13 protein-coding genes are annotated in these 14,253 nt (G+C 44.6%); 5 read left to right on the plus strand and 8 right to left on the minus strand.

All coding sequences use genetic code 11. The features are described from left to right. Window positions 1-5: 5 nt before the first annotated feature. Both folK and folB read right to left on the minus strand, forming a co-directional pair. Window positions 6-500 (minus strand): 2-amino-4-hydroxy-6-hydroxymethyldihydropteridine diphosphokinase, encoded by a 495-nt coding sequence (folK, locus tag IUA53_RS16695; protein ID WP_044446167.1) that lies wholly within the window; start codon window positions 498-500, stop codon window positions 6-8. Next, on the minus strand, window positions 501-854 hold the full coding sequence (gene folB, locus IUA53_RS16700; RefSeq protein WP_044449292.1) for a dihydroneopterin aldolase: 354 nt from the start codon (window positions 852-854) through the stop codon (window positions 501-503). It lies immediately after the preceding gene. A gap of 241 nt (window positions 855-1,095) precedes the next feature. Between folB and plsY the strand changes: the two genes are divergently transcribed. Further along, window positions 1,096-1,698 carry a glycerol-3-phosphate 1-O-acyltransferase PlsY gene (gene plsY, locus IUA53_RS16705; RefSeq protein WP_044058708.1) on the plus strand — a complete coding sequence of 201 codons (603 nt, stop codon included), beginning with the start codon at window positions 1,096-1,098 and terminating at the stop codon, window positions 1,696-1,698. Window positions 1,699-1,725: 27 nt separating this feature from the next. Here the strand turns inward: plsY and tsaD are convergent, their stop codons facing one another. After that, on the minus strand, window positions 1,726-2,739 hold the full coding sequence (gene tsaD, locus IUA53_RS16710) for a tRNA (adenosine(37)-N6)-threonylcarbamoyltransferase complex transferase subunit TsaD (protein ID WP_044056028.1): 1,014 nt from the start codon (window positions 2,737-2,739) through the stop codon (window positions 1,726-1,728). A 399-nt stretch (window positions 2,740-3,138) separates the two neighbouring features. Here tsaD and rpsU point away from each other — a divergent pair, with 399 nt between their 5' ends. The 4 genes from rpsU to rpoD all read left to right on the plus strand — a co-directional run bounded on the left by rpsU (window position 3,139) and on the right by rpoD (window position 7,957). Beyond that, window positions 3,139-3,354, plus strand: a complete 216-nt coding sequence (gene rpsU / locus IUA53_RS16715) for a 30S ribosomal protein S21 (protein WP_012517258.1) — start codon at window positions 3,139-3,141, stop codon at window positions 3,352-3,354. Window positions 3,355-3,452: 98 nt separating this feature from the next. Then, window positions 3,453-3,899, plus strand: a complete 447-nt coding sequence (locus IUA53_RS16720; RefSeq protein ID WP_044056027.1) for a GatB/YqeY domain-containing protein — start codon at window positions 3,453-3,455, stop codon at window positions 3,897-3,899. Window positions 3,900-4,021: 122 nt separating this feature from the next. Further along, the gene (gene dnaG / locus IUA53_RS16725; RefSeq protein WP_044056026.1) at window positions 4,022-5,803 is read left to right on the plus strand and encodes a DNA primase; all 1,782 of its coding nucleotides are present in this window, start codon (window positions 4,022-4,024) and stop codon (window positions 5,801-5,803) included. A 324-nt stretch (window positions 5,804-6,127) separates the two neighbouring features. After that, entirely contained in the window at window positions 6,128-7,957 is a 1,830-nt protein-coding gene (rpoD, locus tag IUA53_RS16730) for an RNA polymerase sigma factor RpoD (protein WP_044056025.1), read from the plus strand. 264 nt (window positions 7,958-8,221) lie between these two features. On the opposite strand, the gene IUA53_RS16735 is transcribed toward rpoD, so the two are convergent. The 5 genes from IUA53_RS16735 to IUA53_RS16755 all read right to left on the minus strand — a co-directional run bounded on the left by IUA53_RS16735 (window position 8,222) and on the right by IUA53_RS16755 (window position 13,907). Next, window positions 8,222-9,841, minus strand: a complete 1,620-nt coding sequence (locus tag IUA53_RS16735) for a methyl-accepting chemotaxis protein (RefSeq protein WP_044056024.1) — start codon at window positions 9,839-9,841, stop codon at window positions 8,222-8,224. Between the two features lie 150 nt (window positions 9,842-9,991). After that, on the minus strand, window positions 9,992-11,149 hold the full coding sequence (locus IUA53_RS16740) for a hypothetical protein (protein ID WP_044056023.1): 1,158 nt from the start codon (window positions 11,147-11,149) through the stop codon (window positions 9,992-9,994). 34 nt (window positions 11,150-11,183) lie between these two features. Next, entirely contained in the window at window positions 11,184-11,588 is a 405-nt protein-coding gene (locus IUA53_RS16745; protein WP_044446165.1) for a phosphate ABC transporter substrate-binding protein, read from the minus strand. A 698-nt stretch (window positions 11,589-12,286) separates the two neighbouring features. Continuing rightward, window positions 12,287-13,468 carry a hypothetical protein gene (locus IUA53_RS16750; protein ID WP_044446163.1) on the minus strand — a complete coding sequence of 394 codons (1,182 nt, stop codon included), beginning with the start codon at window positions 13,466-13,468 and terminating at the stop codon, window positions 12,287-12,289. 34 nt (window positions 13,469-13,502) lie between these two features. Beyond that, window positions 13,503-13,907 carry a substrate-binding domain-containing protein gene (locus IUA53_RS16755; RefSeq protein WP_044056020.1) on the minus strand — a complete coding sequence of 135 codons (405 nt, stop codon included), beginning with the start codon at window positions 13,905-13,907 and terminating at the stop codon, window positions 13,503-13,505. Between the last annotated feature and the right edge of the window lie 346 nt (window positions 13,908-14,253).

The raw sequence follows: 14,253 nt of genomic DNA on the forward strand, positions 1-14,253 counted from the left end.
TTTGCTTAGCTCCAAGTAAAATTGATAGGTTGTAATCGCTGTTTCTGTTTATCAAATGCACGCCACAACTGCGCATAGCTTTTGCCTGTGGTGGGGTGAATGCCTTCTGGCACCAACTCAGCCAAAGGCCACAGTACAAATGCGTTGTAGAGGATTTCTTCCCGCGGTAAACGCACCGGGGTATCTATGACAACATCATCATATGTCAATAAATCGAGATCGAGGGTGCGAGAACAAAACTTTTTTTCTTGATGTTTTCGGCCATGATCTCGCTCTATTTGCTTAAGAACATGACACACATCTTCTATTGAACGTTCGGTATCTGCGCTGACGACCGAGTTATAAAAAGGGCTGCCGTCAAAACCTACAGATTCACTTTCATACACCGACGAACATTTAATATTAAAGAAATACGCTTTCATGGCAACCAATGAAGCGCGAGTATAATGCGCTCTATCGATATTCGACCCTACACTAATTAATATTTGATGGAGAGCCATTCACGTTCTTGCCCGAGAAAGCGCCACCGCCACACGACGGGCATTTGGCAAAATGCCAGGCTTAACGATTTTAATGCTAATCCCTTGTACAGGAAATTGCTGAAGCACGGTATCCATGACTTTAGCGCCAAAGGCTTCAAGTAATTCAAATTGACTTTCTTTTCCCACCTGAACCACACAGTCGGCCACTTTGGCATAATCGATGGTATCCATAACATCATCTGACGCCATGGCTTTGTCTAATTCGGCCTCAAGCTCAATATCTATGCTTAATTCTGTTAAACGCTCTCGTTCCCAATCGTATACACCAATGAGCGTATCAACGGATAACCCTTCAATAAATATTTTTCCCATAACCCTTTTCAACATTACGCACTGGTCTTACTAGCACACATTCGTTGCTGTTCGCGCCAAGTGAACTAGATTAACAACTTAGAATAAAGTAGTTTTACGCTTCACAAGCGTTTACTGACTACTTGAGTAGGTCACTATACCGTTGTAGTGTCGATGGGGGCAACACGGATAAGTGTAATCGCAAAAGATAAATGGCAACTGCCCGTCAATGGCCAACGTGGAGAGATTTTTAACGCTTATGATGCTGTCGCTAACGCTTTTGATGATGGGGGTAGCCTACTTATTTGGCTCACTCTCTAGTGCGGTTTTAATTTGCAGGTTGTATGGCTTACCAGACCCGCGCACAGCAGGTTCTCAAAATCCTGGGGCAACAAACGTGTACCGTATAGGTGGCCGAGTACCTGCTTTACTGGTGTTAGTGATGGACATTTTGAAAGGCACCATCCCAGTGTATGCCAGCTACTTTATGGCCATAGAACCGGTTTACTTGGGCTTAATTGCGATTGCAGCCTGTCTAGGGCACATATTTCCCCTGTACTTTGGTTTCATTGGCGGGAAAGCCGTGGCTACTGCATTTGGCGCTATGCTACCTATTGGCCTCGACTTGGCAGGTTTGCTGGTATTGAGTTGGATAGTGACCGTGTTTTTAGTCGGCTATTCCTCGTTAGGTGCCATTGTCGCCGTGTCGTTAGCCCCCATTTTCACTTGGTTAATAAAACCTTTGTATACAGTACCTGTGGCCATGCTCTCTCTCCTTATTATTTTGCGACACAAGCAAAATATAACAAGGCTCCTTCAAGGCACCGAAAGCAAAATTTGGGACAAGGGTAAAATTAAAGAATAAACCCTGCCATCACGTTTCACCTACGCACTAAATGGCCGTCAACTCATCTAGCGGCCAACGAGGTTTGGCTTTAGATGACAGCGGTAGGGTCTCACCGGCTTTTAGTCGCTGCATACCCGCATAAGCAATCATTGCCCCATTATCGGTACAATATGCGAGGCTAGGATAGAACACCTCACCGCCCATGTCTTGCATGAGCGATGTCATTTTCTCTCTCAACATGGTGTTTGCACTTACCCCTCCGGCAATAACTAAGGTTTTCATTCCCGTTTGTTTAAGGGCGCGCTTACATTTTATAATCAGTGTATCAATCACCGCCTCTTGGAAAGCAAAGGCAATGTTTGCCTGGCTCTGCTCACTACCGTCACTATCGCGAATCGTGTTGGCCGCAAAGGTTTTCAAACCACTAAAGCTAAAATCTAAGCCTGGTCTGTCTGTCATGGGACGAGGAAACTTATAATGACCAGGCTCCCCTTTTTCAGCCAACTTCGCCAATAAAGGCCCGCCAGGGTAATCTAACCCCAGCAGCTTTGCGGTTTTGTCAAAGGCTTCGCCGGCGGCATCATCAATTGATTCGCCTAACAATTCGTACTGACCTATACCCTCTACCTTCACCAACATAGAGTGGCCGCCTGATACAAGCAATGCAACAAAAGGAAAACCTGGCGCTTGTGTTTCTAACATGGGGGCGAGTAAATGCCCTTCCATATGATGAACACCTACGGCAGGTACATTCCATGCGTAGGCTAACGAGCGCCCTACTGATGAGCCAACAAGCAAAGCGCCAACCAGGCCTGGCCCTTGTGTAAACGCCACACCATCAAGGTCTTGTGGTGATGTGTTTGCATCAGCCATTGCTTTTTCAATTAAAGGGACAATCTTTCTAACGTGATCCCGAGAGGCGAGTTCTGGCACTACGCCGCCATAGTCTGCATGTAATTTTACTTGGCTGTATAACTCATGGGAAAGTAGCCCTTGCGCATCGTCATATACGGCGATACCTGTTTCATCACAAGATGTTTCAATTCCTAAAATTCGCATAGTGCCAATACCCTAATAACTCACAATAAAACATGCGTAAACAGCAACATAATGATGACCGTTGCCAACCACGTTAAAAAAACAAAAAACTTACGACGTAGAATGCTCGCGCTTTTCTTCGATTTTGTGTAGGATCCGCGCCTTCGCGGGAAGGATCAATACCGATTGTCGCTGCCATCGCCCTTTTTAAAGGCTTAATTGGCGCAGAGTTTACCTTTATTCGCAAATTCATGAAATGGTAACAAACAGAAATACGCAGTATTGGCTATTTTTTAGCAATTCGTGCTTTACATTCTGCGTAGAAATGATTAGAATTTCGCACCATTTTTAACCCGGGTGGCCTTTTTAGCGCACAATTTACCCGGAATTACACAGCAAAAGTTTTGAGGTGAGTGTTTAATGCCTATCGTTAAAGTTAGAGAAAACGAGCCGTTTGATGTAGCGCTGCGTCGTTTTAAGCGTTCTTGTGAAAAAGCAGGCGTACTATCTGAAGTTCGTCGTCGTGAGTTCTTCGAAAAGCCTACTTGGGAACGCAAGCGTAAGAAAGCCGCTGCTAAAAAGCGTCATCTTAAGAAGTTGGCTCGTGAAAACGCACGTCGCGTAAAACTCTACTAAAACAGGGTTAAGTTACGAGCTTGAAAGGTGTTGCATTTGCAGCACCTTTCGCGTTTCTGGGCCTCTATTTTTATTTCCCGCTATTTTTGGAGAGCATCATGGCTTTGATTGACGAGTTAAAAAATGCGCAAAAAGACGCAATGCGTGCAAAAGACAAAGTTCGTCTTGGCACAATTCGTATGGCGCTAGCAGCAATAAAACAAAAAGAAATTGATGAACAAATCACCTTAGATGATACGGCTATTTTGGCGGTTCTCACAAAAATGGTGAAACAACGTGTTGATGCAGCAAGCCAATTTGATGCCGCCAACAGAGACGATCTCGCCAGTAAAGAGCGAGAAGAAATTGTGGTTATCGAAGCGTTTTTACCTAAGCCGCTAAGCGAAGACGAATTAAATAGCCTAATCGACGATGCAATGGCGTCTACCGGGGCTTCAGGCATGCAAGACATGGGTAAGGTGATGGGTGTGCTTAAACCTCAAGTACAAGGCCGAGCCGACATGGGCGCATTAAGCGGCAAAATTAAGGCGCGTTTAAACGCCTAACGCTCCGTTGTGATAAAAAGGTGACAGTATGGCAACCCTATACTGTCATTCTCATTTATCTCCTTCCCTGTTAAAGTACTTCCCTGTACAGTACTTATCGTTTTAAGCATTTATGTCTTCTCATGGCCGGAAAAATACCTCGCGATTTTATTGATGATCTCCTCTCACGCACAGATGTTGTCGATATTGTCGACAGTCGCGTTAAATTAAAGAAGGCGGGAAAGAACTACCAAGCCTGCTGCCCTTTCCACAATGAGAAAAGCCCCTCTTTTACCGTAAGCCAAGAAAAGCAGTTTTATCATTGCTTTGGCTGTGGTGCTCATGGCAACGCCATTTCCTTCATGATGGAATTTGACCGCCTAGAGTTTGTTGAAGCGATAGAAGAATTAGCCCGTTTTCATGGTCTGGAAGTTCCCAGAGAAAAAGGCAGTCGTCCTGCCATGAGCGAAGAGAAAAAGCAGCAGCAATTAGATGATTATAGCTTGATGGATCAAGTTGCACGCTTTTTTCAACAACAGTTACGCCAGAATAGTAACAGTGAAAAAGCCATTAATTACCTGAAACAACGGGGATTAAGCGGCGACATCGTGAAGCAATGGGAGATTGGCTACGCGCCAGACAGCTGGGACGCACTGCTTAATACCTTCGGTAAAAGTCCGGATAAAGTAAAGCAACTGATCGATCTGAAACTGGTTAATCAAAACGATCAGGGACGCCGATACGACTTTTTCCGCGACAGAATCATGTTTCCTATTCGCGATAAACGTGGTCGCGTGGTGGGCTTTGGTGGTCGAGTTTTAGATGACGGCGGCCCTAAATACTTAAACTCGCCAGAAACCCGTATTTTCCACAAAGGCAGCGAGCTGTTTGGTTTTTACCACGCTCGTCAGCAAAATCGTCAGCTCGACACCGTGGTGATTGTTGAAGGATACATGGACGTCGTCGCCTTAAGTCAATTTGATATTAATATTGCCACTGCCGCCTTAGGGACTGCCACCACACCAGAGCATATCCAAATGTTGGTGCGCGCGACATCACATATTGTGTGCTGCTACGACGGTGATAGAGCCGGGCGAGAAGCCGCATGGCGCGCACTTGAAAATGCGCTTCCAGCGTTAAAAGATGGCGTAAGGCTATCCTTTTTGTTTCTTCCTGACGGAGAAGATCCAGACACCATGGTGCGACAAGTCGGTAAAGAGGCATTTATGACCATGCTTGATTCCGCTATGCCCTTGTCTCGGTTCTTCTTCGAAAACCTATTAAAAACCCACAATGTGGGTACCCCCGAGGGAAAACGTGCATTAAAAAATGCGGCCCTGCCGCTTATTGAGGGCGTATTAGGGGATGATCAAAAACAAATGCTGCTAGAAGAACTGGCGAAACACACCGGTGAATACGACAGATTTAAATTACAGCAAGATATCTCAAAAGCGAATAATGCTGGCCGTAAACCTGGCTACTCTCCCAACCTTAACCAAGTGGGCAAAACCCGTTTATCGCCTTTACGCATGCTTATTCGATTATTGCTAGACATGCCTTCTTTGGCCACGAGATGCCAGGAAGTGCAGCCAGGGGTATTTGCCGGTAGCCAAGCTGCAGGCATGGATTTGTTACTTGCGGTTCATCAGTATTGTACGCAGCATCCACATGCTACAACAGCGCAACTGGTTGAAAACTTCCGTGACCATCCCCATTCTCCTACTATCGCGAAATTATTGTTACAAGAACATCTCGTAAAAGACGAAGATGCTGAACGTGTATACACCGACAGCTTTGCTCGTCTTCTTGATTGGCATTTCGATAGCCGCATTGAAACTTTAATCTCCCGTTCACGGGTTCAACCGCTGTCAAAGGCGGAGAAAGAGGAATTAAACCTGTTAATGAAGGAACGTCAGAAAAGCTGACTTAATGGTTAGCTTGAAAAACTGGCTAAAAAACCAGCCGCCAATCTGGTAAAACCACCTGTTATTCTGCTATACTGGCTAATTCGCTGCAGGCATACTTATAATCACAAATGTGAACAAAAATGCAGCAACGTAAGTAGCAAATATATCGCCGAATATAACGGGCAGAACCAAACCCGAGCAGATGTGCACCGTTAAGCTTAACGTGACATCGAGCGGAAGCGGCAGTAAACAACTAGCAGTACGACAGCATAAAGGGAACATACAATCATGTGTGTTGTCTTTTCTATTGCAAACTAATTGAATGTGAGAAGTGTAGGTTATATGGCGCAAAGCAAGCAGTCTCAGATTAAGCTCCTGATTGCAAAAGGTAAAGAGCAAGGTTACTTAACCTTTGCAGAAGTTAACGACCACCTGCCGCAAGATATCGTCGATTCTGATCAAATCGAAGATATTATCCGTATGATCAATGACATGGGTATTCAGGTATCAGAATCTGCTCCAGATTCTGACGAGTTACTCATGCAAGAAGCTACCGCCGATGAAGATGCTGCAGAAGCAGCAGCCCAAGCGCTAGCTACCGTTGAAAGTGAAATAGGCCGAACTACCGACCCTGTGCGCATGTACATGCGTGAAATGGGCACCGTTGAACTGTTGACCCGTGAAGGCGAAATTGAAATTGCCAAGCGTATTGAAGATGGTATCAACCAAGTTCAGTGTTCAGTGGCGGAATATCCCGAGGCTATCACCTACCTACTTGATCAATGGGATCTTTATGAAGCAGAGGAAATTCGTCTAAGCGATATTATTTCTGGTTTTGTTGATCCTGACGATGATCAAGATCTAGCGCCCACGGCCACCCACATCGGGTCAGAATTATCTGAAGAAGAATTGGAAGATGAAGACGACGACGATGATGATGACGATGAAGAAGAAGACACAGGTGTAGATCCTGAACTTGCTCGCGCTAGGTTTGACGAATTGCGTGAACAGTATATTAAAGCCCGTGATGTTATTGAAAAGAAAGGCCGTTCTCATCCTGCCGCACGTGAACAAATTGCAGCACTAAGCGATATTTTTAAAGAATTCCGATTAGTACCTAAGCAATTTGACCGCATGGTTAAAAACATGCGTGCCATGATGGACAAGGTTAGAATTCAAGAACGTTTGGTAATGAAATTTTGCGTTGTTAACGCAAAAATGCCTAAAAAGGACTTTATTAAAGCGTTTGCTGGAAACGAAACATCATCAGCGTGGTTACACGAAGCCGTGAAGTCTGGTGCGCCTTATGCTGACGCACTTGCCTACAACCAAGAAGAGATTGAACGCTGTATTAGCAAAATGAACCAGGTTGAACAAGAAACGGGTTTAGTGATTGCTGATATCAAAGACATTAACCGTCGCATGTCGATTGGTGAAGCAAAAGCTCGCCGAGCGAAAAAAGAGATGGTTGAAGCCAACCTACGTTTGGTTATTTCAATTGCTAAGAAATACACTAACCGTGGTTTGCAGTTCCTTGACCTTATTCAGGAAGGTAACATCGGCCTGATGAAGGCGGTAGATAAGTTTGAATATCGTCGTGGTTATAAGTTTTCAACGTATGCGACATGGTGGATTCGTCAAGCGATTACCCGCTCTATTGCCGACCAAGCACGTACAATACGTATTCCTGTACACATGATAGAAACGATTAACAAACTTAATCGTATTTCTCGTCAAATGCTGCAAGAAATGGGTCGCGAGCCAACACCAGAGGAATTGTCGGAACGCATGCTTATGCCTGAAGATAAAATCCGCAAAGTGTTGAAGATTGCTAAAGAGCCTATCTCCATGGAAACGCCTATTGGCGACGATGAAGATTCGCATCTTGGGGACTTTATTGAGGACAGCACTATTATACAGCCCCTCGATTCAGCCACAGGCGGCAGCTTGAAAGACGCCACGCAAGAAGTATTAGCAGGCCTTACCGCTCGTGAAGCGAAAGTACTTCGCATGCGTTTTGGTATTGATATGAATACTGACCATACGCTAGAGGAAGTTGGCAAGCAGTTTGACGTTACCCGTGAGCGTATTCGTCAGATTGAAGCTAAAGCGCTTCGCAAACTTCGTCACCCTAGCCGCTCTGAGCAGCTTCGTAGCTTCTTGGATGAATAGCAAACATAGAGCTGTCAGCCTTTCCTGAGAGCTGTACGTTGCCGCAATAGCCACTGGCAATTTCATTGTAAAGGCTATTAAAAAATCCCCGGTTTAACTGGGGATTTTTTTTATCTTAAAAGCCTTACAGTCAGGTTACTTCTAATGGCATTCATAATGCCTGAGCTGCTATCAGCGAATGGCTATACAACGAAAAAAGCCTTGTCGGGCGACAAGGCTTTTTCGATTTGCGCAGCACGTTCCCCATGGGAAACGTAAAGCAGGCTACACCCTAAATTGCTTAGCAATAGATTCTAAGTGCTGAGCTAGGTCAGCCAGCTCATTACACATAGTGCCTAACTGGCCAGAGCTTTGCGCTGTTTTTTCTGTACGCTCATGAATTTCATCTACGTGCTTCACAATATCTACCGCCACCATACGCTGGTCTTCGGTATTGTGAGCAATTTGCTCATTCATGTTATTAATACGGCCAATAGTACTTGTGATGGTTTCAAGGCTACTGCCCGCTTTATTCGCAGTATCCACACTCGTTGTGGCTTGTTCAGTACCGCGAGACATCACTTCAACGGCAGAGTGTGCCGCACTTTGTAACTGCTCTATCGTGCTTTGAATTTCTTCAGTCGATTGCTGTGTACGTGATGCTAGGGTACGCACCTCATCAGCCACAACAGCGAACCCACGCCCTTGTTCACCCGCACGAGCCGCTTCAATAGCAGCGTTAAGTGCCAACAAGTTTGTTTGCTCGGCAATACCTTTAATAACGTCTAGCACCGAGCCAACTTTATTAGAGTCAGACTCCAACCTTCCTATCACATCCGCGGTTTCTCTCACGTTGTCCGCTAGCTGCTGAATGCTCGAGACCGTTTGCTGTACAATTTGACGTCCTTCTCCTGCCGCTTCCGTTGCTTCATTAGCATCACTTGCCGCTTGAGCTGCACTATGTGCCACGCCTTCCACTGAGCCACTCATGGTATCCACAGCATGCTTCGCATCTTGAGCAGAGCGCTGCTGAACATCAATCGTGCGTTGTGTTTCTTCGGTGAGTCCACGCAGATTCTGCGCTAAATTTGACAACGGTAAGCTGGCTTCAACCACATCCTTCACCACACCTTGAAGCTTATCCATGAATTGATTGAACCAGTACACTAACTCGCCAATTTCATCTTCGCTCTGAGTATTAATGCGAACCGTTAAATCACCATTTTCTTGCGCGATATCTTTCAGTGAGCGAACAACATCATCAATACTTGATTTTATACCACGTACAATGGGGATGGCGGTGGCGAACAACAATAAGCTAACCACTATGGTCATCACAACGCCGGTGCTAATCAGTGACGTGTTTGCCGAATCAATTGTTGCAAATGCGTTTTCAAAGTCAGCTTGCTGCTGGTCTTTAAATCGGGTCATTGACGCAATAACGGAATCATAAGACCCATTCATCTGAGCAGACAGCTCACCTAATCGGCTAAAGTCGGCGGTGCCGTTCACCATAGATTGAGACACGCCGAATGCCACTTCGAAGTAGTCATCAAAGCCATCGGAAATGCGAGAAATATCACTACGAAATTCAGGACTAATATTGGCAATGCGATCTAAACCGGCCTTCGCTTCAGAGGCGATGGATGTCGCCGCATCTAGCGTGTCTTGATCGCCGGTAGTCGCTGCACTGCTTAGTGTATCCCTGACCTTTTGCATCTCAACTAACGTTGACGCAGACAGTTGAAGTGCTGGAAATTGAACCTGTTGTACTTCTTCAAGCACATCGCCATTGTTTAGGGCGGTGTAAATCGTAATAAGGAGATACAAAACGAAACTCAATGCTGCGATGCCGGGAATAAGAAATATCTTGGTGGCGATTGGCATTTTCTTCAAAAAATTCATTGTATTCTCACTCGTAACTACGTTTATGATCTTTTCAGTCTACCTGAAAAGCCTTGTTATGTTATTTATCTTCTAATTACGTAAAAACTTTAGAAAAAATTCCGCCCTTCGACAATGCCGAAGGGCGTCTTCTAAGTAAATTAACTTTGCTTAGAATGTATAGTTTACACCAACACGCAGCAATGTCGCGTCGTTCGCATCATTGACTTCATCAGTATACCAAGTCACTTCACCTTTCACAGCGAAACCTGGCTCAACATCATAACGAAGGCCTGCAGTCACCGCTGATCTGTCTTCATCTTGAGCGGCAGCAATGGCAGTAAACGTTTGATACAACGTAGCCCACGTTGCATCAGTCACTGCATCACCTGTGCTAATGGTAGAGGGCACATCGTCCAAATACTCTAGCACATCATTCGCGTCTGACTCTTTGTGTTCGTAGGTGATATGCGGAGTGAATTTACCAAAACGCATACCCGCCGTAATATACCAAGCGTCATCAGCTGCAATAGGTGCATCCTTAAGATTAATATGGGTATATTCAGCGCCAACAAACCAGTCGTATTTATCAATGGCGAGCGCTAACTCGAAGAAACCTGTTGAATCTTCTTCAAGTAGAAAGTTATTTGATAATGAGGTCACCGTCGGTACAACTGCAGAAAAATTACTAATTGCATCTGTTAAGGTGGTTAAATCTTCATTTGGACTAGTAAATTCAGTGTGTGCATAAATTGAACGCACACTGAACCAATCTCTTGTTGCTTCAAATGATACCCCTACAAGCTTCTCTGCATCTATGTCGCCATTTTCACCACGGCCACCAAATACCTGAAAACCGTATTCCCAATCACCGTAATAATTGGTGTAATCGTAACGCACACCATCCATGTTATTAATGAGAACACCGTACACTGAATCTGGTGGTGTAAGCCAGTGGTATGAGTAACCCACATCTAGTGATGCAGAATACTTAAATAAAGGTAACCGCACGCGACCCGCGCTAATGCTAGAGTTACTTGAAAGTGCGTACGTCATGTAAGCCCATTCAAAGCTTGCGTCGTAGTCTTCACTACCACGGCCAACGAGTTGCGCAGTCGCAGATAGCTTATCACTTACATCGCCGCGTACTTGAAGGCCAAATACACTCGCTGGATTAAAGGTAAAGTCACTGTCGTAACCGTATACCGCTTCGTCATCATCTAGCGTCATTCCACCTATCAGATTAGCAAAGCCATTGATTTGAATTTCAGCAAAAGTTGGGGCTGCAAACAGTCCAGCTAATGACAATAGAGCAAGTTTGGTTTTCATGTGTGTTCCTTAAATATGATCTAATACTGTGGAATTAAAAGGTTGCAACTACTCGAACGCTATCGTTTACCGAGCCTGCGTCTACGTAACCGATTCCGCCGGGGTTACCTGCAACAGCAGAAATAACCTCAGCGTCACTAGATAACGCTTTCGGTGGTTGTCCTTTTCCAGTAAATACCAGCTTCGACCAAAATGCTGTGAGCTGGGCAGCAGTTTTGTTTAACACTTTTCCGTTGAATTCGTCGGTAGTAGCATTTCCTTCTGCCAAGGCAAAGGGAGCGACCTTTGTTCCATTGGAGAATGCTTTTGCTTTATTTAGAAAAAGACGGCTAATGGTGTCTTTATCTAAAGCATCGCCATTGCTTGGATTAACAATAACGGCAACATCTGCAAACGCCATCCCGCTGCACAAACTTGCGGCTAGTAACCATTTTTTCATTGTGTTTCCTCAAACGTTTTATTCAACGAACTATTGTTTGTTTTACTGTTCATTTTGAACTCTTTCTGTCAGTGCAACAGAAAGAATCACGAGAAGTCCCAACTCACACTTCACACGAGGTAACGTAATAAAGTATTGTCTAGGGTTTAAAAAATTTCCAATTAACAACTACCTAATTGGTGTTATTTCTTTGTGAAAGCTTACTGAGCTGAATGTGGTTAGAAGTGTAAGGGAGATTGACAGATAGACAATTATACTTATTATCTAGGTACAGGTTTTCATACTCATCGAAAGCCCCCTTTCGTACCATGCCAATTCACACGAAAAATAAAAAACCTTTAAAATTATATAGATAAAAACAGCAACCACTTTACTTAAAGCATAAATAACCATATAAAGGTATTAATTAATATACCTTATACCAATAGAAATCACACTTTAAATGAAATATAGCGAGCGCGCTAAAACGTAGCTGGTTTAGCATTTGGGTCGCTAGTTTTCGTCGCCCCCTTAAAGTGAACGCCATCATCTTGTTGGAAAACGGGGTGTGTATTTTCGAAGCGACTTCATCGTGTTCGCGAGACAAAGATTGCTCGCAGGAAAAAGGTAAGGACGGTTAAGTGCTACTTTTGGAAAGCTTGAGGTCAAGGTAAAACATAACACTGGCCTCACCCGACTGTGTGAGGCCAGCTAACATATTAGAAGGTGTAATTAACACCGACTTTAAGTAACGTTGCGTCATTCAGATCGTTTAAATCGTCCGAATACCAGGTTACATCAGTTTTCAATGCAAAACCGGGCTCAACATCGTAGCGAATGCCGACCGTTAAAGCTGATACATCTAATTCCTGTTGAGCGGCAATACCTGCAGAGGTCTGGTAAATTGACGCCCAAGTGGCATCTGTTACTGCTTCACCAGTAGAAATTGTTGAAGGTAGAGCTGAAACTAGGCCAAGCTGGGTACCATTATCCGCTTCTTCTACTTCGTACGTAATATGCGGTGTGAATTTACCGAAGCGCATACCAGCCGTAACATACCAGGCTTTATTATCAGCGATGACAGCACCATCAACTTCTGTTTGCGTAAACTCTGCGCCTACAAACCAATCGTATTTATCGATATCAACAGCGACTTCAAAAAATGTGCCTGTGTCTTCATCTACACTGAACCCAGCTGCAGCCAAAGACGCTGAAGGAATAGAAGAGCCGAATGCATTTAAACCGTCAACAAAGGTTTCAAAATCATCATTGAATGCACTTACCTTGGCACGAGCAAATAAGGTACGCGCACTGAACCAGTCTCGGGTGGCCTCTAGCGATAATGCCATTACATTTTCAAGTTCTAGCGCCGCAGGTGTGCCCGAAATCGTCGTATCGGTTTCAACACGACCCACAGTGAGCTGCCCACCGTACTCCCAATCTCCCGAATAAGTCGAGTAGTCAAGGCGAACACCGTCGATATTGTTGAAGTCAATACCATAGATTGCATCCGGTGGCGTTAACCAGTGGTAAGAATAACCAATATCGAGAGAGGCTGAATATTTGAAAAGCGGCATACGTAAGCGACCCGCACTGATGTTGACGTTATTGTTCAACATGTAAGTCATGTAAGCCCACTCAAAATCGGCGTCGTAGTCGTCACTGCCGCGACCCACTAACTGGGCTGTTGCGGATAATTTATCACTCACATCGCCGCGCACTTGAAGGCCAAATACACTGGCTGGATTAAAGTTAAAATCACTGTCGTAGTCGTAAACCGACTCATCGTCATCGAGTGTCATGCCACCAATTAGGTTGGCGAAGCCGTTAATTTGAATATCGGCCAAAGCAGGTGTAGTCAGTAGACCAGCCATTGATAAGATAGCGAGTTTGGTTTTCATGGGTGTTCCTTAAATTCTTTGTAAAATCGGGAGATTAAAACGTAGCAACAACGCGTACGCTGTCATTGACAGCGGCAGCGTCAACGTAACCTATTGCGCCCGGGTTTGCCGCTACCGCAGATATCACTTCTGCATCACTGGCTAATGCTTTAGGAGGCTGACCTTTACCCGTAAATACGAGCTTTGACCAAAACGCGGTAAGTTGGGCAGCTGTTTTGTTTAGCACTTTGCTGTTGAACTCATCAGTGGCCGATTGGCCTTCGTCCAATGCAACTGGCTCAGCCTTTATACCGCTAGGGAATGCTTTCGCTTTGTTCAAGAAAATTCGACTAATACTGTCTTTATCAAGCGCGTCACTATTATTGGGGTTTACGATAACGGCTACGTCGGCAAGAGCGACGTTGCAGCATAAACCTGCTGCGAGTATCCACTTCTTCATCATCTGTCCTTTAGAGTATGTTGATATGCTTGCTCGTCGCTTTTTACTTGCCTGCCCGTCGTTTTAAACGACATTTGAGACTTTAAACGCATGCTGGCAAACATGTATTTGTGCGTACAAACGCTTACAACGGGGTAAGTATTGGTTACAAACGTTGTTTTCGCCAATTTGAATGAAAAAAAATTATGTCTAAAAATGAATAGCTTATACAAGCTGTTGATTTTGCCGCGGAGTGTAAAGGAAGAAAAAACTAACGCAAGTATACGATTGTCTAATGAGTAGTTTAAATACCTATCGCGCTTCATAAAAAACAATGATAGTGCGCTTTCTGATTAATTTACTGATT

The organism is Alteromonas sp. B31-7 (assembly GCF_015767655.1).
In the GTDB taxonomy this organism is placed as follows: domain Bacteria; phylum Pseudomonadota; class Gammaproteobacteria; order Enterobacterales; family Alteromonadaceae; genus Alteromonas; species Alteromonas australica.